This window comes from Planctomycetia bacterium (assembly GCA_015200345.1).
In the GTDB taxonomy this organism is placed as follows: domain Bacteria; phylum Planctomycetota; class Phycisphaerae; order UBA1845; family UTPLA1; genus PLA3.
In genome coordinates this window covers 952,729-975,045 of sequence record CP054187.1, presented here as the reverse complement: position 1 = coordinate 975,045, position 22,317 = coordinate 952,729, and the positions used below count along the sequence as shown (strand labels likewise).

The following is a 22,317-nucleotide window of genomic DNA, read 5'->3' as shown; positions in this document are numbered from 1 at the left end:
GAATTGTAGACCGCGTCCGCCGACAACGACACAATAGCGCCGCATGGTGTACCCCACGCCAGAGCCTGTGGCAGTCGGCGCGATGGATCCCGCGAACCCGTCGCTGGAACTTCCGCGCGCCTGTCCGCTCTGCGGCGCGACCGGAGCAGCGGTGATGTTTACCGGGCGCGACACCGTCTACGAGACGCCAGGTCAATGGGAGGTCGTCCGCTGTGCGTTCTGCACGCTGTTGTTTACGCACCCGGCGGCTCCGATCGACGGCGTGCGCCGGCATTATCCAAGCTCTTACTCCGCGCATGCGGCGGCCGGCGCGCACCGCCGCAGGCGACTGCGCGATCCATGGGATCGCGTCACGCCGTTCGGCGGCGGACGGTTGTTGGACGTGGGTTGCGGCAGCGGCGGATATCTGGCCCGCATGCGCGACCGGGGTTGGCGATGCGTCGGCGTGGAGCCTTCGCCCGCGGCGGTGGCGGCTGCGCGATCGGCCGGATTGGAAGTCGTGCAGGGCGTATTGCCTGGCGCAAACGTCACCGGTCCGTTTGAGGTCGCGGTGATGCTCGGAGTGATCGGCTGTCTGCCCGACCCGCTGGCGACGCTGCGCGCGGTTCGAGAATTGCTCGCGCCGGGCGGGCGGCTCATTGTTTCCGAGCACAACGCGGCATCGGCCGCGTCGCTGCGATTCGGGCCGTACTGGCAGGGATGGGATTTGCCTCGTCACTACACGCATCTGACACCGGAAACGATGACGGCGCTGCTGGATCGCGCTGGGTTTCATCGCGTGCGTCTCTCCTGGCGGCGGCGTTCCTCGCGCTGGCGGCATTCGGCCAACGCGCTTCTGCGGACCCGGCGGGGTAGCCGGTTGACCGAATGGATCGCGCGATCGCGATTGATTGCCAGTTGGATGTCGGCGCTGCACGGTCGCGGGCCGCGCGCCGATGAGATCGTCGCCGAGGCCGATCGATGAGCGACGCGGTGAAAGCCATCTTCCAGCGATCCGTCGATGCTTTGAATGAACTCTCCGGGCGCATTCGCGGAGACGTGCGGGCGGACCGCCTGTCGCGCGCGTTGTATTCGACCGACGCGAGTATTTATCAAATGACGCCGGCGGGCGTGGTGCTGCCCCGATCCGTCGAAGACGTCTGCGAGACGCTTCGCGCCGGCGCGCGGCACGGCGCGCCGATCACCGCGCGCGGCGCGGGAACAGGTCTGGCCGGCGGTGCCGTCAACGTCGGCATTCAACTCGATTGTTCGCGGTATCTGAATCGAATTGTCGCGATGGATGCAGCGAGGCGGATGGCGATCGTCGAGCCGGGCGTGGTGCTCGATGAGTTGAACGCCGCGCTGGCGCCGATGGGGCTGCACGTCGCGCCGGACGTGGCGACGAGCAGCCGTGCGACGCTGGGTGGGATGATCGCGAACAACTCCTGCGGGGCGCATTCGGTGCTGGTGGGGCGAACGGTGGATCACGTCCTCGCGCTGGAAGCTGTCCTGTCGGATGGTTCGGTGGCGCGCTGGGGCGAGGCTGCGGCGCTGGCGGAATTGGAGCGAACGCGCGGACCGATCCCCCCGTCGCGGCTGGCGGACGACGCGGAGCGGTCTCTGTCAGGCATTGCAAATGAGTTCGCATCGGAGATCGCCGCGCGCTACCCCAAGGTGATGCGTCGCAACGGCGGCTACGCGCTGGACCGGCTGCGAACCGATGGCGAGCGCGTCAACGTCGAGACGATCCTCTGCGGCAGCGAGGGGACGCTGGCGGTGGTGACGGCTGCGGTGCTGAAGCTGACGCCGTTGCCGGCGTGCCGAGGTCTCGTCGTCGCGCATTTTTCTGATTTGCTGGATTCGCTGGCGGCGACGCCGGTCTGCCTTGAACACGGCCCCGCGGCGGTCGAGTTGATTGACAAGCTGATCCTCGATGCCGCACGCGAGAGCCGGCACGGCGCGGCGCGCGATCGACTGATCGAGGGCGACCCGCGCGGCATCCTGGTGATTGAACTCTACGATGAATCGGTGGAGCGGCTGAATGAGCGGTTGCAAGGCGTGGCAGGCGATCTGCGCCGGCGCGGCATGGGTTATGCATGGCCCGTGGTGATTGACGCGGCGCATCAAGCCGGCGTGTGGAACCTGCGCAAGGCGGGCCTGGGGCTGCTGATGTCGCGGCCGGGCGAGCGACAGCCGTACGATTTCGTGGATGATTGTGCCGTTGATCCGGCACGGCTGCGGGATTTCATCGCCCGGTTCATGGTCGTATTGCGCGAAGAAGGCGTCGAGGAATGCAGCTACTACGCCCACGCCAGCGTCGGTTGCCTGCACGTCAAGCCGGTGCTGAACCTGCGGCGGCTGTCCGACGTGCGTCGGATGGTGCGCGTGGCCGATCGCATCAGCGCGCTGACGCTGGAGTTCGGCGGCGCCTTCACCGGCGAACATGGCGACGGCCTCGTGCGAAGCTGCTGGCTGGAGCGGATGTTCGGTCCGGCCCTGGTGGGCGCGTTCGCGCGGGTGAAGGCGGCGTTCGATCCCGGCAACATTCTTAATCCCGGCAAGATCGTCTCGCCGCTGGGCATGGCCGACAACCTGCGCTGGCGGCCGGTCGAGGACGAGGCGTCCGGCGAGGGTGCGGACGGGCCGGCGCGCGGTCATGTCGCGCATCGCCCGGTTGAGTTGACCGTGTTGGACTTTTCAGCGCACGGCGGCATGGCGGGACTCGCCGAGATGTGCAGCGGCGTCGGCCAGTGTCGTTCGCGCCTCGTCGGCACGATGTGTCCGTCGTACATGGCGACCGGCGACGAGCGCGACACGACCCGCGGCCGGGCCAATGCCTTGCGATTGGCGCTGGGCGATCACGGATTGTTGCACGGGCTGGACGATCCCGCGCTGGACGAGGTGATGGACCTGTGCCTCTCGTGCAAGGCGTGCAAGACGGAATGTCCGACGGGTGTCGATATGGCGAAGCTGAAGGCCGAGTGGCTCCGTCGGCGGAATGAGCACGTCGGCGTGCCGTGGCGCAGCCGGGCCGTTGCGGCGATGCCTAGCTTGTCAAAGTGGATGAGCGTTGCGCCGGGTTTTGCGAATGCCGTGATGCAGTCGCGCTTGACGCGTGCGGCAATGGAACGATTCATCGGATTCGACCGGCGTATCGCCCCACCGAGGCTGGCGAAACAGACCTTTCGCGCCTGGTGGCGTCGACGGGCGGGGCGAGGCGGACCTTGGCGGGGCGAGTCGGATGCACGGGTTGCAGATGGCGGCGAGGTTGTCTATTTCGTCGATACGTGGACGAATTACTACGCCCCGCAGGTCGGCGTCGCGGCGGTGCGCGTGCTGGAAGCGCTCGGATGCCGCGTGCGTGTTGTTGACAACGTGTGCTGCGGACGACCGGCGATCAGCAAGGGCCTGTTGCACGAGGCGTCGCAGCTTGCCGAGCGAAACATCGCATTGCTCGCGCCGTTTGCCGAGTTGGGCGTACCGATCGTCGGCACCGAGCCGAGTTGCATTCTCACCTTCGGCGACGAAGCCCCCCAATTGCTGCGCTCAAGCGCGGCGCGGCAGGTGGCGAGGCACGCCATGATGATCGAGTCGTTTCTGTCGCGGCGTTCCGATGCTTTGCGAAGGCTCGCTCCTGCCGAGCGTCCGCGCATCCTGTATCACGCCCACTGCCACCAAAAGGCGATGCCCGGCTCAACCGCCGCGATGGCGGCGCTCGGCGCGGTGTGCGACGCGGCGGAGATTCCCAGCGGCTGTTGCGGCATGGCCGGCTCTTTTGGTCACGAAGTAGAGCATTACGACGTTGCCCGCGCGATCGGCGAGCAGCGATTGTTCCCTGCCGTCCGGGGGAGCGATGGAGCACGCGTGGCGGTTTCGGGCTTCTCCTGCCGCGAACAAATCGCACACCACACGGACCGTCGGCCCGTTCATCTGATCGAGATCATCGCGGAACAGATCGCCGATCAACCCCCCTGCGACATCGTCGCTCGAAAATAGTCAATCGTCCGCTTGAAGCCCTCGCGCCACGGCATCGATGGCTGCCAGCCCAGCACCTCGCGGGCGCGGGACAAGTCCGGCCGACGACGCTCGGGATCGTTCATCGGGCGATCCGTAAAGATCAACTGGCTCTGGCTCCCGCTCAATTCGATGACGGCCTGGGCCGCCTCCCGGATCGTGATCTCCGCATCGTTTCCGATGTTGATCGGGTCGATCACATCGCTGTCTGCCGTGCGACAGATCGCTTCCACGAGGTCATCGACGTAACAGAACGATCGCGTCTGCAAGCCGTCGCCGTGGATCGTCAGCGGCTGCCCCGTGAGGGCCTGTCGAATGAAGTTCGGCAGGGCGCGGCCGTCGTCGGCGCGCATGTGCGGACCATAGGTATTGAAGATGCGCACGATGCGGGTGTGCAGGCCGTACAGGCGATGATAGGCCATGGTCATGGCTTCGGCGAAGCGTTTGCCCTCGTCGTAGGGCGCGCGGGGCCCGAGCGTGTTGACGTTTCCGCGATACGTTTCCTTCTGCGGATGATGCTCCGGCGGCGGGTCGCCGTAGCATTCGCTGGTGGACGCTTGCAGAAACAATGCGTGTTTCGCGCGCGCCAGATCGAGCAGATTTTTCACGCCGATGCTGCACGTGAGCATGATCTCAATCGCCTTGGTGTCGAAGTCCGCCGGACTGGCCGGGCAGGCGAAATTGAAGATGCGGTCAATGGCACCGGGCAGCTCCAGCGGCTCCTCGATGTCATGACGGATGAATTCGAAACCGGGCAGCGCCTGGAGCGCTCGCACGTTCGCTTCGCTGCCGGTCACCAGGTTGTCCACGCCGAGAACACGATGCCCCGCCAACGCGAAGCGACGCGATAAGTGATAGCCGATGAAGCCGGCCGCTCCAGTCACAAGGATGTTCATGATTCGGGACTCATGCTCCGGCGTGGTGCGACGCCGAGCGTCGTTCGGGGCCGGGTGTGGGCATTCTAGCCGCTCGTCAACTGCCGCAACCGTTGGCGCGGATCGCCGACCGATTGGATGCGCAGGCCGAATCGCTCGTTGACTTTAACGGCTTTGCCCGATCCGATCACCTGATTGTTGACCATCAGATCCAGTTCGCTGTCCACGGTGCGTTCGAATTCCAGAATATTTCCCGGCGTCAGCTTCAGAATCTCGGCCAGGCGAATCGGGCGCTGCGCCAATCGCACGACCACGGGGACGCGGAGTTTCAAAACACGATTGAGCTTCGGCGAAAGCACCAGCGCCGGGGGGGCGGGGCGCGGCGTCGTCCCAGCGGTCGTGGAGGGAGAAGGCATCGAAGCCGGTTCATCGCTGGAGGGAGCCTTCGGCGAGGAGTCGCTCGGAGCGTTACCAGGATCGGACGCCGTCGATGCCGTTGCTGGAACCGGGACGGATGCTTCCGCCTCGGTCGGCGCGGTGGATTGTGGCTTCAGCGCCGGCTCCAGCGTCGACGACACGTCGTTGGCGAGGGTTTCCACCGCCGCCTGGGCGTCGTTCAGGGCCGTATCCAGTTCTGTTTGACTTAGCATGAATTCCGCCGCGGCCATTCTCCGCGCTCGGCGGTCACCGGGGCGCAAAACTCGCCGACCGCGCCGGGTGCACCGCGTCCGCGCGGTATCAGGATTTATCGACCCCGCTTCGCGCCGACTTGACGGCACGCATGGCCTGATCGCTTGTCGGTGCCGAATCCGAGCGGGAATTGCGCGATGAGCCGCCTAACTGTGCTGATCCGGGTCGTACTCCAGACCGTAGTGCTTCATCTTCTTGTACAACGTCGTGCGGTTGATCTGGAGCATTTCTGCGGTCGTCTGACGATTCCAGCGGTTGAGCTTCAGCGCGGCTTCGAGAATCTGCCGCTCCGGCTCCTCCATCGCATCCTTGAGCGACATCGGCGTAAACCGGTGGATCGTGAACCATTTGCCCGATGGCGTTGCCTGACCCGACGCCAAGACGCCGGAGGGGGCATTCTCGGCAGCGGCCGGCGTCTTCAGCGATGCTTCCTCAACGAGGGTGGGCGGCAGGTCTTCGGGTTGGATGAATTTGCCGCGGCACAGGACCACGGCCCGCTCCAGTGCATTTTCCAGCTCGCGCACGTTGCCGGGCCAGTGATAGCGTTGCAGGGTCGTGAGCGCTTCGGGCGACAGGCCGACGATTTCCTTCTTCAACTCGGTGCGATGCTTGGCGAGGAAATGCTGCGCCAGCAGTTCGATGTCGCCCAGCCGCTCCACCAGCGGCGGAACGTGAAGTGACAACACGTTGACGCGATAATACAAGTCCTGGCGGAACCGGCCCGCCTCGACTTCGCGCTTGAGATCGACGTTGGACGCCAGAATGACGCGCACGTCCGCGTTCATCGTCTTATTCGAACCGACCGGCTCGTAACGCCGCTCCTGAAGCACGCGCAGGAGCTTGACCTGGAGCGCGGGCGAGGCGGAATTGATCTCATCGAGAAAAATCGTGCCGCCTTCAGCCGCTTTGAACTTGCCCTCCTTGTCGGCCGTCGCGCCGGTGAACGCACCCCTGGCGTGGCCGAACAACTCGGATTCAAGCAGCCCTTCGGGGATCGCGCCGCACGAGACCTCAATGAAAGGCTTGTCGCGCCGGTCGGAGCGGTGGTGAATCGCCCGCGCGATCAGGCTCTTGCCCGTGCCCGACTCGCCGGTGATCAGCACGGTCGTGCGGCTTTCGGCGACGCTTTCTATGAGATCAAACAGCTTGAGCATCTTGTAATCGTGGCCGACGACGTTCTCCAGCCCGTAGCGCAGCTCGAGCTGCTGCTTCAGCGTGCGATTCTCGCGCAGCAGCGACTGCTGCCGCACGGCTCGTTGCACAACGAGGCGAATCTCGTCGTCGGACAGCGGCTTGGTCAGGTAGTCGTATGCACCCATCTTGATCGCTTCGACGGCCGATTCGATCGTGCCGTAGCCGGTGATGACGATGGTCACGATATCGGGATAGCGGTCTCGGATGATGCGCAGCAGTTCGAAGCCGTCGGCCCTGGGCATGTTCACGTCGGTGATGACCACGCTGTAGGGCTGGCCGGCGAGTTTGAGCACGGCGGCGTCCACCGACTCGACCACGTCCACTTTGTAAGACTCCAGCTGGAGGAAATCGCCAAGGGATTCGCCGATCAGCCGATCATCATCGACAATGAGTACGCGATCTCCGGTGCCTGGCGCAGCCGATGGTGCGTCCGTCGTGGCGGTCGTTGGGGGTTTTGTGGTCGCCGGTGCCTTGGTCATGGCGTCGTTCTCCCTGCTACAAAAAGCCGATTGCGCAAGCAATCGAAGCGGTATTTCTTCCACCGACCGCGCGAGCGATCAGGATCAACTCACGTTGACCGGGGCGACAGGCTCCGGCTTGCCCGGCGCGGATCATGCACCGGGATGGAAACGATCATCTCCGCGCCGCGCGGATTGCCGCGCCGCGCTTCAATCGTTCCACCGCATTTCTCGATCAACTCGCGGCAAACAGCCAGCCCCAGTCCCGTGCCCTTGCCGGGCGCCTTGGTCGTGAAGAACGGCTCGAAGATCTTCTGCACGTCTTCGGGCAGGCCCAAGCCGGTGTCGCAAAACGTGACAACGCAGCGGGCGGCCTCGTCGCGGCCGTCGATTCGCGTGGTGATGGTGAGCGTCCCGCCGTCGGGCATGGCGTCGATGGCGTTCTTGATGAGGTTGCAGAACACCTGAAAGATGCTGCTGCCGCGCACGACGGGCGTATCGGTCGGATGAAAATGACAGACAACAGTCACCTTGGAATCGTGGGCGCGAGCCTCCATGGCGGTGACGGCGTCCTCGACGATCTTGTTGACCGTCGCCTGCTCGAAGGCCGGCGGGGCGCTGCGGTAAAACTCCAGCAGGCCGAGAATGATTTCGCTCATTCTCGCCGTGCCGGCTTGCGCGTTTTCAAGATAGCGGCGCAACGAAGCATCCAGCGGCTGCCCGCGAGCCGGCGCCATCTGCTCCAGGCGCCGAATCGCCAGGTTGATGTAGCGCATCACCCCGTCGAGCGGATTGTTCAGTTCGTGTGCGACCCGCGCCGCCAGTTTGCCGACGGCGGCCAGACGTTCGGACACCGCGAGCCGCCGCTCCAGCGTCGCGCGCGACGTGACGTCTTCGACGCATAAGACGCCGCCCGCTCCCGCCCCGCTCCGATCGAGCGGACGCAGCGAGAGCAAATCAATCTGGTACACGGATTGGGAGCCGTCCTCGCCGGCGACGGTGAGGTCCATCCGTCGCGGTCGGCGCTGATCGACCACGCGACGCAGTTCGGTGCGCCACTCTTCGTAGCTGCTTTGGCTCGCCATCCGGGACAGCAGTTCGGGGACGCTTGGAAGATCCGGCAGCAGGCGCCGCGCGGTCTCGTTTCGATGGACGACTTGCAGCGTGCGGTCGAAGACGACGACGCCCGCCGGCAGAGCGTCGATCGCCAGCAGCGCTGTCTCACCGGCGGAAGGCGCATGGGGCGCCGTGCTGGTATGGGTTCGCGCCATGGGTTCAGGCTTGTCCTCGATTCGCAACAGGTTGCGATGCGCTCGGGCAACAGGGTTGGTGAGCAAAGTCCCCGGAGCAGTTCGCAACAGCCATTTGAGTATCGGCACGGCGGAGAGCGGCTTCAGGTATGGTGTTGAGTTTCGGCAACGCGGAACGTGTGTGGCGCAGATATCGGACGTTGTCACCTGCCGGTGCCGATTTCGCCGCGTTGCAGGGCTGGCCTGCCGGCCCTAGCATGGACAGCCCGTAAAACGCCGCAAAACGGCGTTGGAAAGGCTTGGGAGAAGCCGAGGCCGGGCATAGTTGCCTTGCACGGTGCGTCCGTCTCTGTTGGAGCATTTCAAATGATTGTCGGAACGGTGAAAGAGATTAAGCCGGACGAGTATCGAGTGGGGATCATCCCGGCGGGTGCGGGGGAATTGGTGCGGGCGGGTCACACGGTGCTGGTCGAGCACGATGCGGGAACCGGTTCGGGTTTTCTGGACAGCGAATACGAGGCGGCCGGTGCGAAGCTGGTCAAGACGGCGTCGGAGGTGTTCGCGAAGGCGGACATGATCGTGAAGGTGAAGGAGCCGCAGCCCGTTGAATGCAAAATGCTCCGCGAAGGTCAAGTTTGCTTTACGTATTTCCATTTCGCGGCGGATCGAGAGCTGACCGAGGGGATCGTCGCCAGCAAATGCGTGGCCATCGCATACGAAACCGTTCGCGATCGGCAGGGTCGTCTGCCGCTCCTGACGCCGATGAGCGAAGTCGCGGGGAAGATGAGCGTTCAGGAGGGTGCGAAGTATCTCGAGCGGCCGATGATGGGCCGCGGCATTCTGCTGGGCGGCGTGCCGGGGGTGGAACCCGCGACCGTGCTGATTCTGGGCGCGGGCATCGTCGGGACGAATGCAGCCAAGGTCGCGGCGGGCCTGGGAGCGCATGTTGTGCTGATGGATGTCAACCTGGAGCGGCTGCGCTATCTGTCGGACGTGATGCCCGCGAACGTGCAACTGGTTTTCAGCGACGCGGCGCGCATTCGCGAACACATCGCGCAGGCCGATCTGGTGATCGGCGCCGTGCTGATTCCCGGCGCGAAGTGCCCGGTGCTGGTCCCGCGGGACTATCTGAAGCTGATGAAGCCCGGCGCGGTCATCGTCGATGTCGGCGTCGATCAGGGTGGATGCTGTGAGACGATCCGCCCGACGACGCACGCCGATCCGACGTACATCGTCGACGGCGTCGTGCATTACGGCGTCGCGAACATGCCTGGCGCGGTCGGTCGCACCAGTACGCTGGCCCTGACCAACGCGACGCTGCCGTATACGCTGCGACTGGCTAACATGGGGTATAAGGCCGCCACGGCCGCCGACCCGGGATTGGCCGAGGGGGTCGATGTCTATCGGGGTTACGTGACGAACGAGGCGGTGGCGAAGGTGTTCGAGATGGAACACCGGCCGTACAAGGCGTGAGAGGCAAGGCGTTGGACTTGGGGGTGGAGGCGGTGGCGAGCAGGCGTGCTGCGGGCTGGATGTCCGACGCTCGCGGCCCGCGGCAGTTTATTGCCCATGGCTTAACACGATGAGCGCCAAGAAGTGGACAATTGTAGCGATTTCGGTTGCGGTGATTGTGATGATCGTCGGCGCCGTGAGCCTGTCGAACATGTCGCTGTCGATTTCGGCGCTGGACGGACAGCAGGAACCGGCGACCAAGGGGAGCCTCGTGATTCCCGTGACGGCGACGGGCACCGTCGAGGCGCGGCGGCTGATCACCATCAAAAGCAAGGCCGGCGGCATCGTGCAGGACATCCCCGTGGTCGAAGGCCAGATGGTCAAAGCGGGCGATGTGCTGATACAGTTGGATCCGGTGGACGAGAAGCGCAACGTGGAGGCGCGGCAGGCCGATTTGGACCGGGCGCGATCGGCGCACGACAAGGCCAAGATCGCCTATGAAAACCAGAAACTGGACCTTCCGCTTCAAACCATGTTGGCGCAGGCGCAGGTAGTCGACGCGCAGGCGACGTACGATCAGGCGGAATTCCAGTGGCGGAAGATGCAGGGGTATCAGAAGGAAAACGTCGCCGGCGACGTGGAAGTGGTGCAGACCAAGTCATCGTTTGAGAAAGCCAAGGCCGCACTGGAGATGGCCAAGACGCGCTTGCAGCAGGCGAAGAACAACGAGCGAATCCTTCTCGAAAGCGCGCAACAGGACGTGGTGCAGGCCGAGGCGACGCTTCGCGCCGCACAAAAAGCGCTGGACGAGGCGCAGTTGCGGCTGGATGAGACGGTGGTCAAAGCCAAGACCGCCGGCATGGTTTATTCGATCCAGGTGAAGGAAGGCGAGGCGATCCAGAGCGGCACGCAGAGTTTCACCGGCGGCACGCCGCTGATGGTGCTGGCGGACGTGAGCGCGATGTTTGTGATCGCGCAGGTGGACGAGGCGGACATCGGAGCGATCCGCGAGATCGCACCGGACTACGCGAGACCGGGCACGACGACCAAACTGACGCCGGAGGAATACGAGGCGCGAGCGAAGGAAGTCGTCGAGACGATGACGAATCGGATCGTGTCGGTGACGGTGGAAGCGTATCGATCCGAGGAGTTTCAGGGCGTGATCGAACTGATCGACCCCGAGACCCAGAAGATCAACAACGCGCTGGCGTTCAACGTGCGGGTGCGGCTGGTGGGGAAAGACCTTGAAAAGCTCCACGGGCTTCAAGCGGATTTGTCGTTCACGACGGACAAGCTGGAAGACGTCGTGCTGGTCAAGAACGAGGCGCTGGTGAGCGAAGGGCGGGATTGCTACGTGTACATTCCGTGGCGGCCCAACTCGCGTGCGCGCTGGGACGAGAAGAAAGTGCCTGTGAAGATCGGCAAGACCGACGGCACGTTCACGGAGATCGTTTCGGGCATCAAGGCCGGCGACCCGGTCTGGGTGAAGCGTCCGGTGAAGACGGAGCGCGAAAAAGCCCAGCAGCAGGGGTGACGGCGCGGCATGAGCAAACCGCTGATTCAGATTCGCGCGCTGGCCAAGCACTATCAAATGGGCACGACGATCGTCCGCGCGCTGGACGGCGTCGATCTCGACGTATTCGCCGGCGAGATGATCTCCATCACCGGGGCCTCGGGCAGCGGCAAGAGCACGCTCATGCACCTGCTGGGCTGTCTGGATCGCCCGACCGCGGGGGAGTACTGGCTCGATGGCGATCTGGTCAGCCACATGACCGACCGGCAACTGGCGATCGTGCGAAACAGCAAGATCGGGTTCGTGTTTCAGACGTTCAATCTCATTCAGCGCACCAGCGCCGTGGACAACGTCGCGGTGCCGCTGTTTTACGCGCGGCGCACGCGCACGCGCGAGCCGTCGCTGAAGGCCCTGGAGCGCGTCGGGCTGGCAGGCCGCGCGCACCACACGCCGTCCGAGTTGTCGGGCGGTGAGCGGCAGCGGGTTGCGATCGCGCGGGCCATCGTGAACGAGCCGAAGATTCTGCTGGCCGACGAGCCGACGGGAAATCTCGACAGCCGCACCGGTCGGCAGATCATGGATATCTTTCACGAGTTGAATCGTTCGGGCGTGACGATCATCCTTGTGACGCACGAGATGTCGGTGGCGGTGCAGGCGCAGCGCGTCGTGCGGATGAAGGACGGCAAGAAGCTGGAAGATCGCGCGGTGGATTCGACGTTTCGAAGCGAGTTGCTTTCGGTGGAACCGCGCGAGCCGGAACGCTCGCCGCCGACGGCGCGGCCGATTGGAGTGTAACGGGCGATGTTCTTCTTCCGCATCGTGATGATGGCCTTGCGCAGCCTGTGGATTCATCCGCTGCGCAGCATCCTCGCGACGCTCGGCGTCATCATCGGGGTGGCGGCGGTGGTCGCGGCGATGGCGATCCTCAAGGGGATGGGCGCTCGGATGGAGAGCGGTTTCGCCTCGATGGGGTCGAATAAGATTTTCGTCGGAGCGGCGGTGCAGCGGCGTTCCGGTCGCATGGTCGGCACGTTTGATTCGATCAAGTACGAAGACGCCCTCGCGATAGACAAGGAGTGCGGCGCCGTCGGCATGGTGATGCCGCAGGTGACGAGCAGTTCCACGATCAAGTTTCTCTCGAAGAATACCACCGCGTCGGTCCTGGGCGCGAGCGAGATTTACCCCGACATCAATAACCACAAGGTGTCCGAAGGCTCGTTTTTCACGCGTACGGACGTGCAGGGCGGCGCGGCGGTCGTTGTGCTGGGGTCCAAGGTGAAGAAGGAGCTGTTCGGCGGGCGTCCGGCGATTGACGAAAAGGTGAAGATCTCCGGTCTGCTGGGGACGCGCACGTTCACCGTGGTCGGCGTGATGGAGGAGAAAGGCAACGTCGCTTTCACCGACGTGGACCAGCAGGTCATCGTGCCGATCACGGCGGCGATGGAAAAGCTTTATGGATTGAAATCGGTTCACGCGATTCTGGCGGAGGCGTTGTCGCCGTCCGACCAGGACATCGAACGCGCCAAGGATCAGATCAAGCGCGTGCTGCGTCAGCGTCACAAGATTCGAGCGGGCCAGCAGGACGATTTCCAGGTGCAGGCGCAGCGCGAGTTCGTGACGCAGTTCGCGCAGTTTCAGATCATCGCCGGCGTGGTGCTGTGGTCGATCGCGGGGATCAGCCTCGTGGTCGGCGGCATCGGCATCATGAACATCATGCTGGTGGCGGTCACGGAGCGAACTCGGGAGATCGGCGTGCGGATGGCGATGGGCGCGCAACGCGGCGACGTGCTGAACCAGTTCCTCGTGGAAGCGAGCATCGTTTCGCTGCTGGGCGGAGCGGCCGGCGTGCTGACGGGCTGGGGCCTGGCGCGAACGATCGAGAAGATCACGCGCGTGATGGAGACGATCACGACAAGCGGCGCCGTGCTGATGGCGCTGGGCATGGCGACCGTGGTGGGGATCATCAGCGGCATCTACCCGGCGTGGAAGGCCTCTCGGCTGGATCCGGTGGAAGCGTTGCGATATGAGTAGCGAATGGCGAACGGGGAACGTAGAATGCGGATGCGCGAGTGCAAGAGGGCAACAGGCGGATTCGAGAAACCGATTGCCGCGATGTCCCGGAGTGCAATTTTTCCGACACCCTTGAGACGTATGTCACACGGCCCCCGGCTGATGGTTCTTTCATGAAACAGGTAAAAGGGAAAACCGCAGTCTTCGCCGGCACCTTCGATCCGCCGACCTATGGTCACATTGATATCATTCGCCGCAGTCGCCGGATTTTTGAGAAGACGATTGTGATGGTGGGTCGGAACCCTGAAAAGGAGCCGCTGTTCAACGAGCAGGAGCGCGTGGACATGCTCCGCGAGCTGCTGGCGGATTGGAAGGACGTGGAGGTCGAGTCGTACCCGGGATTGACGATGGATTTTGTGCGTCGGCGCGGGGCGGATTTCATCGTGAAAGGGATTCGCGATGGCGATGATCTTCGCAGCGAGCTGCGCCAGGCGAACGTCAACATGATCGCCGGCGACGTGGAGACGGTGTTCCTGTTCACGACGGACCAGACGGCGTTGATCAGCAGCACGCTGATACGCCAGATCTGCGAAATGGGCGGGCTGGAGCGGGGGCACCTCGATCGGCTGGTGCCGCCGTCGGTGGTGAAGCGGATGCAGGAAAAACTGATGGATCAGAAGAGCCGGCCGAGCGAGGGCACATGACGGAGTTCGACGTAGCCAGGGCGGGCGGGCGGTGTTTCGTGACCGGGCGGGAGATTCTGCCCGGCGAAGTGTTTTATTCCGCGCTGCTGGAAGGTCCGCAGGGCTTCGAGCGGCGCGATTACAGCGCCGACGCGTGGACGGGTCCGCCCGATGGCTCGCTCTGTCACTTCAAGACGCGGCTGCCCTTGAAGGAAGCGCAGAAGAAGACTTTTGTAGACACCGAAGCCCTGGTGGCGTTCTTCGAACGCCTGGCCGGAACGGAAGACCCGTTGCGCCGCCGATTCCGATTCGTCCTGGCGCTGATGCTGCTGCGCAAACGCGTGCTCAAATACGAGCGGACGATTCGCGAGGACGGCGAGGAGGTTTGGGAGATGCGCCTGATGCGCGACCGATCACTCCACCGGGTGCTGAACCCGTCTCTCGACGATGCCCAGATTTCCGAGCTGACGGCCGAATTGAGCCTCCTCCTCGCGGGCCAGTCCGAATCGTTCGCCGGCGAGGATGCTATGCTCGATTCGCCGACGGACGGGGCGGCGACGGAATCCAACGCGATCGACTCCGCAAACCCCTGACGCGTGCCCATCCTTTGAACAGGCCTGCCCGACATCCATTTCTGCGACGAAGGCGATGGGGTATCGCCGTGACCGCCATGTGGCTGATTGCGCTGGGTGCGGCGGGGTGTTTTCCACGGACCGAGCCCGGCATCTCGGGGTCGGTTGCGGAGCCGATCGCGCGGGAGACCGCGGAGATCGAGCGTGTGATTCGAGCAAACGGGTCGAAGCTGGACGGCGCGCTGTGGTCGCCATCGATCAGTGTGTACGCGGAGTTCCCCGACGAGCGTGACGTGCGCCGCAGTTACAATTTGGAAGGAACGCTGCTGTATCGCCCACCGCGGGATTTACGAATTGATCTGCGGCCGACGCTGGGCGATCCGGTGATGGGCATCGGTTCAAACGTCGAGGACTACTGGCTCTGGATCGAACCCGAACTGCATCGGATGCGCTGGGGGCGACATGCGCATGCGGGGAAGCCGTGCGCGGGCGAGTTGCCGGTGCGGCCCGATCAACTGGCGGCGGTGTTGCGGCCCGGACTGCCGGATGACACGAACCTTCTCGGCCCGATCCGCACGTGGGGGCCGAATTATGACAAATTGCAATATGTGCGCCGCGGTCCGGGCGACGGCTCCGCCGGCGAGCCGTGGCTCGTGGATCGCGAATACTGGGTCGAACGCGTCGAACCGTTCATGGTGCGGCAGGTCGTTTTTCGCGATGCGCTGGGGCGGATCGCCGTCAGCGCGCGGCTGGATGACTACCGCGCGGCGTGGGACCGCGGGCCGATGCTTCCGCATCGGGTGAATGTGCTTTGGCCGCGGGAGAATGCGCATTTCACGCTTCGCGTCGAGGGCTGGCAGCCCATGCCGAACGAGAAAGTCCATCCGCGCGCGTTTGAGCGGCCGATTCGCGAAACGCTTCCGGCCGGCGTGGCAACCATTGAGCAGATCGACGCGTCATGTGAATCCCGATCATCCCCACCGACCTCCGGGCCGTCGGATTGACCGGTGGCCAATCCTCCCAATAATCCCGCTATGACTCGATCTCCCGGAAGGATTCGCCGGCGTTGTTTGATGGTCCTCGCGTTGGCATGTGGCGCGGCGTGGTGCGGCGTCGATATTGCGGTCGCGCAGGAGCCGTGGAAGGGCGCGCGCGTCTGGGTTGCGGGCGGCGACGATGCGGTCTGGGTCGTTGCCGAAGGCCGAATGCAGGGAGACAAACTCCCGACGGTTCAGATGTGGCAGGTTGGCGGTTCGGCGCCGGCGGATGCCCGACCGGTGCAAAACTCATTTCTTCAGCCGGTTGTCGGAAGTGTCCTGCACACGGCAGCCGATGTGCGAGCGCTTCACACGATGTTCTCCGATCTGACGACGGGAGATTATTACGCCAACCGTGCATGGTCTCCCGGCGCGAGTTGGAAGGAACAGTCGGCGATCAGCCCGCTGGCCTGGGGGGCCGACGCGACCGAGCCGGCGGTGTACGCTGCGATTCGCGGAGAGGATTTGTTGACGCCAACTACCGCTCCGTCCGTTGATTCAGAGGACGACGCCGATGAATTGGATCAGGCGATTGAATCTCCCGCGACCGAGCCAGTCGCCGTGGAGGGAATGGCCGTGCTGGAGCTGCGGCGCGGTCGCTGGCGTCGGATGCAAGGTCCGGTCGAGGCGGCGCTGGCGCGGCGCGTCTGGATTACTGGTTACGGTGGGCGGATTCACCTTTTCTGGGGCGACGGGGCGAAGGTGCTTCATTCCGAGCGCGTTCGCAACATGTGGAGCAAGCCGGTCGCGGCGTTGACGTGTGAGGATTTTCTCCAGGCATGGAGCGGCGCGACGGCCGAGGGGCCGGGGCTGATCGTGGCGCGCGGGGAATCGAGCGAAGCGGCGACGCTGCACCTGTTCATGCGGCGCGATGAGGCATGGACCGACGCCGGACCCCTGCGAGCCGGGGAGGATGTGCTGCGCGTCGAGGTTGAGCGATGCAGCGCGGCGATCGTGCGAAAACAAGTCGGCATCGCGCGCGTCCGTGCGGACGGTGTTGTGGAGTTCGGGCTGGGCGAGCTGGGCCAGACGCCGTTGGTGCGCTTTGCGCCGTTAACGCTGGTCAGCGGCAGCCCGGCGCTGGAACAGCAATGGCGCGATTCGCTGGTGATGGCCAGCCTGCTGGCAGTCCTGACCATTGTGATGTGGTGGCGGCGGTCCGATGTGTCTCTGCCGGTTGTTCTGCCGCCGGGTTTCGTGCTGGCGGCGGTCTGGCGGCGCGTGTTCGCGACGGTGTTCGATCTGCTGCCGGCCTATCTCATTACCTTGCCGTGGTGGTTTCCGAAACTGGACCCGCAGTTTCTCCAGATGTACCCGCAGGTGACCAATGAACAGCTTGCGGAAGTGTGGGCGTCCATCCGAATTGAGCAGTATGTCGCAATCGGGCTGTACGGGCTGTGGTGCCTGATCTTCGAGGCCACGATCGCCACGACGCCCGGCAAGGCGATCTTCGGCTGTCGCGTGGCTGCTGCGGACGGGGGCCGGCCGAGCCTCGGGGCCTGCGTCGTGCGCAACGCGGAGCGGTCACTGATGGTGGCGATGGGGATGCCGGGATTGATGATCACGCTGATGACCATCGTGATCGTGTCGCGCAATCGGCAGCGCATGGGGGATTTGCTGGCGCGGACGGTGGTGATCGAACCGGCGCCGCCCGCGGTCGAATCGCCTCCGCCAACCGATAATCCGGATCAGGACTGACGTCCGGCGGTCGACCGCGATTCGCCGAAACCGGCGCGCAATGCAGCCACGAGTTCGCATTCACCGCTCCGAGTGCCGGTGAGCGGACACCGTGCGTGTTCGGCGTTCAGAGCGCCGCCGCCAGGCGATGCGTCGAAATCGAGCGATGGGTCGGCCCGTTCGACCGCAACTGCGATTCGTAGAACGTGATCGCGCTGACGCGCTGCGGACCGGCGAGAAAGTCCGCCGCCTGTTCGAGGCTGCGGCGCAGGTCGCGATCGATGGATGTCTTATTTCGAGCAAGCGTCAGATGCGGGCTGAAGGGTCGGCTCTCTCGCGCGAATCCCAGTTCGGCGAGTTCGTCTTCGCACGCGCGATGAAGCCCCAGCAGCGGATCCATCGTCTGGGTGATGACCGGCTCGACTCCCACCCAGAGCACGCGTGCCAGCCCGCGCGGCGGAAACACCCCCACCCCGCGAAGCAGGATATCGAAGGGTTCCGCCCGCGCTGCGATCCGATTCAGCGCAGCGCAAAGTGTCGTCGCATGGCTCGCTTCGATCTCGCCGAGGAACTTGATTGTCAGGTGCAGATGATCCGGCGCGACCCACGAGAGTTTCCCCGCGCGGCGGCGCAGCGCATCCTGCAACGCGGCTACTTTGCGGCGGATCGGCTCGTCCAGATCGATGGCGACGAATGCACGCATGGTTGGGTGGTCTTGTACAAACCCGCGCGCGGGCGGGCCGGGTGCGAGCAAATGGGCCGCGCTATTCGATCGTGAGCATCTTCCGCAGGCGCTCCAGCCGCTGCTTCAACTCGGCGGGCGTGGCAGCGCGGATCGCATCGAGCGAAAAGGCCTCGATCGTGATCGACGCCGCGCAGGCGCCATGCGCCATGGCGGACTTCAGCGCGGCATGATCGGTGCGACCAGTGGAAGCCAGGTAACCCATCAGCCCGCCGGCGAAACTATCGCCCGCGCCGGTCGGATCTTTCACGCGGTCCGTCGGGTAGGCCGGCAGGACGATCAGATCGTCGCGCGTCATCGCGACGGCACCGTGTTCGCCCTTCTTAATCACCACCAGCCTCGGCCCCATGGCGAGAACCTCGCGACCGGCCTCGAGCAGGCTCGTCTTGCCGGTCAGCAGGCGGGCCTCGCCATCGTTGAAAATGACACCGTGCACACACTGGAAGGTCTTGAGCAGGTCGTCCCGCGCCGTGTCGATCCAGAGGTTCATCGTGTCGCAGACGATCAGCTCGGGATTGCGAAGCTGCGTGACGAACTCGCGCTGCACAGCCGGGTGCGTGTTGGCGAGAAAGACAAACTTTGAATCGCGAAACGCCTCGGGAATCTTCGGCGGCGCCTCGGCGACGATGTTCAGATCGGTGCGAAGCGTCTGCGCGCTGTTCATGTCGCCGACGTACTTGCCGGCCCAGCGAAACGTCTTCGAGCCGGCACGCGTCTCCAGGCCGGACGTGTCGATCGGTTTGCCTGCGAACATCGCCCGAAACGCATCCGGGAAATCGTCGCCGACCGCGCCGACGAGGCGGACAGACGACAACAGGCTTGCCGCGAAGGAAAAATAAACAGCCGATCCGCCGAGGACGTCGGCGGCCTTTCCGTGCGGGGTTTCAACGGTATCGATACCGATCGTGCCGGTGACGAGCAGGGACATGGTGCAGCGGGACTCCTGAACGATTCTTGTTTACGAGCATTTCCATCCGGTTTCCATCGCGCCGTCCACTCCGAACGGCGGGGAGCGGGGTTCCCCCGGGGGATCGTGTGGATTCACGCACCCCCGGGTAAGGGGACGCGCTCCATGGTAGAGCGGGGCGGTCGATTCGGCGAGTGTGCGGAAGGGAGCGCGAGCCCGCGCTTGACAAATCAAAATATTGTGATATATTAATGATATGAGATCTAGAACCACCGCACGCTCGGGAATCCCCATGGAAACGCTGGAGCGGGTCGCCGCGGCCTTGCGGGTCCTGGCGCATCCCCATCGGCTCAAAATCGTCGAGTTGCTCGACGGGCTCGAGTTGACGGTGGGGGGGCTGGCTGACCGGCTGAAGATTCCGCAGGCGGCGTGCAGTCAGCATCTGAACCTGATGCGCGTCCATGGATTGCTTCGAGCGAGGCGGACGGGGCGGGAGGTCTTTTACGAGATTGCCAACCCCAGCGCGCGAAACGTGATCCAGTGCATCCGCGAACACGAGATGGAATGAGAACCACCGCAACATCGGGAGGCTGAATGGTCAGGAAACGCCATTCAACCGGCGAGATTGTTCACCGGTTCGGCAGCCGCCATGCAGCACATGCGTACCGATGCGGCGTTGTCAGAAATGGAAACGAGGCATCAACAGGGAGATCAGGCCATGAGCGAAAATCTGAAAATCGTCATAGTCGGCGGGGTCGCCGGAGGTGCCACGGCGGCAGCGCGAGCACGACGCTTGAGCGAGTCCGCGGAGATCGTCGTTTTCGAGCGCGGCCCGTTCGTCTCGTTTGCGAATTGCGGGCTGCCCTATCACGTCGGCGGCGAAATCGCCGACCGCAGCAAACTCGTGCTTCAGACGCCCGAATCCCTCCGCAGCCGCCATCGCCTCGACGTGCGCGTCCGGTCGGAAGTCGTCGCGATCAACCGGGCGGCGAAAACAGTGACCGTCCGCGCGCTGGATGAGAACCGAACCTACGACGAGCCCTACGACAAACTTATTCTCTCCACCGGCGCCGCGCCGCTGCGACCACCCTTGCCGGGGATTGACCACCCGAGAATCTTCACCCTGCGGAACATCCCCGACATGGACCGAATCGTCACCGCCGCACAGGGCGCTGCGGTCGCCCTTGTCATTGGTGGAGGCTTCATCGGGTTGGAAATGGCGGAGAACCTCCGCCGCCGCGGGTTGCAGGTTGATCTCGTGGAACTCCTCGATCAGATCATGCCGCCGATGGATCGCGAGATGACCCAGCCCGTCGCTCGCGCGCTGGTGCAGAACGGCGTTCGGCTGCACCTTTCCGACGCCGTCGAATCCTTCGGAGACGCCGGCGGTCGGGTCCGCGCGCAACTCAAGAGCGGCCAAACGCTGACCGCCGATTTGGCCGTGTTGGCGATTGGGGTGCGACCGGAATCCGCGCTGGCCAAAGACGCCGGGCTCGCCCTTGGCGAGCGCGGCGGCGTCGTGGTCAATGAGCACATGCAGACCAGCGACCCGGACATTTACGCCGTCGGTGATTCAGTTGTTGTGAAAGACTGGGTCACGGGCGCCGACACGCTTATTCCGCTGGCCGGTCCTGCGAATCGTCAGGGTCGCATCGCGGCGGATCACATCTTCGGCCGCGCGAGCTGGTATCGCGGCTCGCAGGGAACAAGCATCGTGCGTGTGTTCGATCGTGTTGCGGCCATGACCGGCGCGAGCGAAAAATCACTGAAGCGAGCCGGCCGACCCTATCGGAAAGTCTATTTGCACCCGGCGCACCACGTCGGGTACTTCCCCGGCGCGCAACAGATGTCGATCAAGCTGTTGTTCGCGCCGGACGACGGTCGCGTCCTGGGAGCGCAGATCGTCGGGGGAGAGGGCGTCGACAAGCGGATCGACGTGCTGGCCGCCGCGTTGCAGGCGCGAATGACCGTATACGACCTCGAGGAAATGGAACTGGCCTATGCGCCCCAGTTCGGCGCGGCGAAAGACCCGATCAACATGGCTGGCTTCATCGCGGCGAACGTGTTGCGCGGGGACGTTGCGACGTGCCATGTTGACGACGCGCCGAAAGATGGAGCGGTCTGGCTGGACGTGCGCACGGCCGCCGAGCACGCCGCGGGCGCCATCCCCGGTTCGATCCTTGTGCCCATTGACGAACTGCGCGACCGGCTGGGCGAATTGCCCAACGATCGGCCGATCGTCACGTATTGCGCGGTGGGACAGCGCGGCTACACCGCTGCCCGGATCCTGAAGCAACTGGGCTTCGATGCCCGCAATCTCTCCGGTGGGTACCGAACGTGGTCCATGTTCCAGCCGGTTGAAACGAACGCAGCGCCGGGCGAATCGAATGCGCCGGTTTCGTGCAGCGGACCCGCGCCGTGCGGCGCGGGCGCGCTCCATTCCGAACCCGTCGGCAGCGCCGGTACGGCTGCCTTCGCTCCGAAGGTCGATGGCCCGGCCGTCGCCGCGGCGGAACTGGATGTGCGCGGCCAGCAGTGCCCCGGGCCGATCGTGGCGATTTGCGATCAACTCGCATCGCTTGGCGAGGGGGCCGTGCTCAAGGTGCGAGCCAGCGATCCGGGCTTTGTCTCCGATGTGCCTGCGTGGTGTCGCCAATCCGGGCACGAGTTGATCGACGTACACCGGGAGAACGGCCACTACGTCGCCCTGATTCGCAAGCACGCGTCGGACCGGGCATCGGCACCGGTTGATTCGCCGAAGCAGGCCGTTCGTCCGGCGTCCGCCGCCCAGAATAAGACGATTGTCGTTTTCTCGGGTGATCTGGATCGCGTGATGGCGGCCTTCATCATCGCCAACGGCGCGGCGTCGATGGGCCAGTCCGTGACGCTCTTTTTCACCTTCTGGGGGCTGAACGTGCTGCGACGAAGCGACCCGCCCGCCACGACCAAGGCGTTCATGGATCGGATGTTCGGCTGGATGATGCCGCGTGGGCCGGACAAGCTGGCCCTGTCGAAAATGCACATGGCCGGGCTGGGCACAGCCATGATGCGCCGCACCATGCAGCGCAAACACGTCGCGCCGCTTCAGGAGTTGATGAGGACCGCCCGGCGACAGGGCGTGCGATTCGTCGCGTGCAGCATGTCGATGGACGTGATGGGAATCGGCCGCGAGGAGCTGATCGACGGCGTCGAGATCGGCGGCGTCGGAGCGTACCTCGATGCGGCCGCCACCGCGAACGTGAACCTGTTCATTTGAAGGGGCTG

Annotated in this window: 18 protein-coding genes; 12 read left to right on the top strand and 6 right to left on the bottom strand. The window is 64.5% G+C overall.

The window, feature by feature from the left end; genetic code table 11:
• The first annotated feature begins 82 nt into the window (after positions 1-82).
• Positions 83-964, top strand: a complete 882-nt coding sequence (locus tag HRU71_04170) for a class I SAM-dependent methyltransferase (protein ID QOJ02731.1) — start codon at positions 83-85, stop codon at positions 962-964.
• Positions 961-3,975 (top strand): FAD-binding protein, encoded by a 3,015-nt coding sequence (locus tag HRU71_04165; GenBank protein ID QOJ02730.1) that lies wholly within the window; start codon positions 961-963, stop codon positions 3,973-3,975. Before HRU71_04170 ends, HRU71_04165 begins: the two co-directional genes overlap by 4 nt.
• Here HRU71_04165 and HRU71_04160 read toward each other — a convergent pair.
• From HRU71_04160 to HRU71_04145, 4 genes are all read right to left on the bottom strand, one after another.
• Positions 3,942-4,889 carry a GDP-mannose 4,6-dehydratase gene (locus HRU71_04160; protein ID QOJ02729.1) on the bottom strand — a complete coding sequence of 316 codons (948 nt, stop codon included), beginning with the start codon at positions 4,887-4,889 and terminating at the stop codon, positions 3,942-3,944. The genes HRU71_04165 and HRU71_04160 overlap by 34 nt on opposite strands.
• Positions 4,890-4,954: 65 nt before the next feature.
• Entirely contained in the window at positions 4,955-5,536 is a 582-nt protein-coding gene (locus tag HRU71_04155; protein ID QOJ02728.1) for a FliM/FliN family flagellar motor switch protein, read from the bottom strand.
• A 168-nt stretch (positions 5,537-5,704) separates the two neighbouring features.
• Entirely contained in the window at positions 5,705-7,231 is a 1,527-nt protein-coding gene (locus tag HRU71_04150; protein QOJ02727.1) for a sigma-54-dependent Fis family transcriptional regulator, read from the bottom strand.
• An 89-nt stretch (positions 7,232-7,320) separates the two neighbouring features.
• The gene (locus tag HRU71_04145) at positions 7,321-8,481 is read right to left on the bottom strand and encodes a PAS domain-containing protein (GenBank protein ID QOJ02726.1); all 1,161 of its coding nucleotides are present in this window, start codon (positions 8,479-8,481) and stop codon (positions 7,321-7,323) included.
• Between the two features lie 345 nt (positions 8,482-8,826).
• Between HRU71_04145 and ald the strand changes: the two genes are divergently transcribed.
• The 8 genes from ald to HRU71_04105 all read left to right on the top strand — a co-directional run bounded on the left by ald (position 8,827) and on the right by HRU71_04105 (position 17,425).
• Positions 8,827-9,933 carry an alanine dehydrogenase gene (gene ald / locus HRU71_04140; GenBank protein QOJ02725.1) on the top strand — a complete coding sequence of 369 codons (1,107 nt, stop codon included), beginning with the start codon at positions 8,827-8,829 and terminating at the stop codon, positions 9,931-9,933.
• A gap of 109 nt (positions 9,934-10,042) precedes the next feature.
• Positions 10,043-11,446 (top strand): biotin/lipoyl-binding protein, encoded by a 1,404-nt coding sequence (locus HRU71_04135; GenBank protein ID QOJ02724.1) that lies wholly within the window; start codon positions 10,043-10,045, stop codon positions 11,444-11,446.
• 21 nt (positions 11,447-11,467) lie between these two features.
• Entirely contained in the window at positions 11,468-12,220 is a 753-nt protein-coding gene (locus HRU71_04130) for an ABC transporter ATP-binding protein (GenBank protein QOJ04914.1), read from the top strand.
• A 6-nt stretch (positions 12,221-12,226) separates the two neighbouring features.
• Positions 12,227-13,456 (top strand): ABC transporter permease, encoded by a 1,230-nt coding sequence (locus tag HRU71_04125; GenBank protein ID QOJ02723.1) that lies wholly within the window; start codon positions 12,227-12,229, stop codon positions 13,454-13,456.
• Between the two features lie 152 nt (positions 13,457-13,608).
• The gene (gene coaD, locus HRU71_04120) at positions 13,609-14,139 is read left to right on the top strand and encodes a pantetheine-phosphate adenylyltransferase (protein QOJ02722.1); all 531 of its coding nucleotides are present in this window, start codon (positions 13,609-13,611) and stop codon (positions 14,137-14,139) included.
• Positions 14,136-14,711, top strand: a complete 576-nt coding sequence (locus HRU71_04115) for a hypothetical protein (protein ID QOJ02721.1) — start codon at positions 14,136-14,138, stop codon at positions 14,709-14,711. Before coaD ends, HRU71_04115 begins: the two co-directional genes overlap by 4 nt.
• 68 nt (positions 14,712-14,779) lie before the next feature.
• Positions 14,780-15,694: a hypothetical protein gene (locus HRU71_04110; GenBank protein QOJ02720.1), complete on the top strand. Its 915-nt coding sequence runs from the start codon at positions 14,780-14,782 to the stop codon at positions 15,692-15,694.
• Positions 15,695-15,763: 69 nt separating this feature from the next.
• A complete protein-coding gene (locus HRU71_04105; GenBank protein QOJ02719.1) occupies positions 15,764-17,425 on the top strand; it encodes an RDD family protein in 1,662 nt (553 codons plus the stop codon).
• 106 nt (positions 17,426-17,531) lie between these two features.
• Here the strand turns inward: HRU71_04105 and thpR are convergent, their stop codons facing one another.
• Positions 17,532-18,107: an RNA 2',3'-cyclic phosphodiesterase gene (thpR, locus tag HRU71_04100; GenBank protein ID QOJ02718.1), complete on the bottom strand. Its 576-nt coding sequence runs from the start codon at positions 18,105-18,107 to the stop codon at positions 17,532-17,534.
• Between the two features lie 61 nt (positions 18,108-18,168).
• Positions 18,169-19,074, bottom strand: a complete 906-nt coding sequence (locus HRU71_04095) for a sugar kinase (GenBank protein ID QOJ02717.1) — start codon at positions 19,072-19,074, stop codon at positions 18,169-18,171.
• A 271-nt stretch (positions 19,075-19,345) separates the two neighbouring features.
• On the opposite strand from HRU71_04095, the gene HRU71_04090 reads away from it, so the two are divergent.
• Both HRU71_04090 and HRU71_04085 read left to right on the top strand, forming a co-directional pair.
• The gene (locus tag HRU71_04090; GenBank protein ID QOJ02716.1) at positions 19,346-19,621 is read left to right on the top strand and encodes a winged helix-turn-helix transcriptional regulator; all 276 of its coding nucleotides are present in this window, start codon (positions 19,346-19,348) and stop codon (positions 19,619-19,621) included.
• 150 nt (positions 19,622-19,771) lie between these two features.
• Positions 19,772-22,309 carry an FAD-dependent oxidoreductase gene (locus tag HRU71_04085; GenBank protein ID QOJ02715.1) on the top strand — a complete coding sequence of 846 codons (2,538 nt, stop codon included), beginning with the start codon at positions 19,772-19,774 and terminating at the stop codon, positions 22,307-22,309.
• Positions 22,310-22,317: the final 8 nt, after the last annotated feature.

Coding starts and splice junctions, on each gene's coding strand:
- HRU71_04170 (QOJ02731.1), top strand. CDS start 83: ATGGATCCCGCGAACCCGTCGCTGGAACTTCCGCGCGCCTGTCCGCTC.
- HRU71_04165 (QOJ02730.1), top strand. CDS start 961: ATGAGCGACGCGGTGAAAGCCATCTTCCAGCGATCCGTCGATGCTTTG.
- HRU71_04160 (QOJ02729.1), bottom strand. CDS start 4,889: ATGAACATCCTTGTGACTGGAGCGGCCGGCTTCATCGGCTATCACTTA.
- HRU71_04155 (QOJ02728.1), bottom strand. CDS start 5,536: ATGGCCGCGGCGGAATTCATGCTAAGTCAAACAGAACTGGATACGGCC.
- HRU71_04150 (QOJ02727.1), bottom strand. CDS start 7,231: ATGACCAAGGCACCGGCGACCACAAAACCCCCAACGACCGCCACGACG.
- HRU71_04145 (QOJ02726.1), bottom strand. CDS start 8,481: ATGGCGCGAACCCATACCAGCACGGCGCCCCATGCGCCTTCCGCCGGT.
- ald (QOJ02725.1), top strand. CDS start 8,827: ATGATTGTCGGAACGGTGAAAGAGATTAAGCCGGACGAGTATCGAGTG.
- HRU71_04135 (QOJ02724.1), top strand. CDS start 10,043: ATGAGCGCCAAGAAGTGGACAATTGTAGCGATTTCGGTTGCGGTGATT.
- HRU71_04125 (QOJ02723.1), top strand. CDS start 12,227: ATGTTCTTCTTCCGCATCGTGATGATGGCCTTGCGCAGCCTGTGGATT.
- coaD (QOJ02722.1), top strand. CDS start 13,609: ATGAAACAGGTAAAAGGGAAAACCGCAGTCTTCGCCGGCACCTTCGAT.
- HRU71_04115 (QOJ02721.1), top strand. CDS start 14,136: ATGACGGAGTTCGACGTAGCCAGGGCGGGCGGGCGGTGTTTCGTGACC.
- HRU71_04105 (QOJ02719.1), top strand. CDS start 15,764: ATGGTCCTCGCGTTGGCATGTGGCGCGGCGTGGTGCGGCGTCGATATT.
- thpR (QOJ02718.1), bottom strand. CDS start 18,107: ATGCGTGCATTCGTCGCCATCGATCTGGACGAGCCGATCCGCCGCAAA.
- HRU71_04095 (QOJ02717.1), bottom strand. CDS start 19,074: ATGTCCCTGCTCGTCACCGGCACGATCGGTATCGATACCGTTGAAACC.
- HRU71_04090 (QOJ02716.1), top strand. CDS start 19,346: ATGGAAACGCTGGAGCGGGTCGCCGCGGCCTTGCGGGTCCTGGCGCAT.
- HRU71_04085 (QOJ02715.1), top strand. CDS start 19,772: ATGAGCGAAAATCTGAAAATCGTCATAGTCGGCGGGGTCGCCGGAGGT.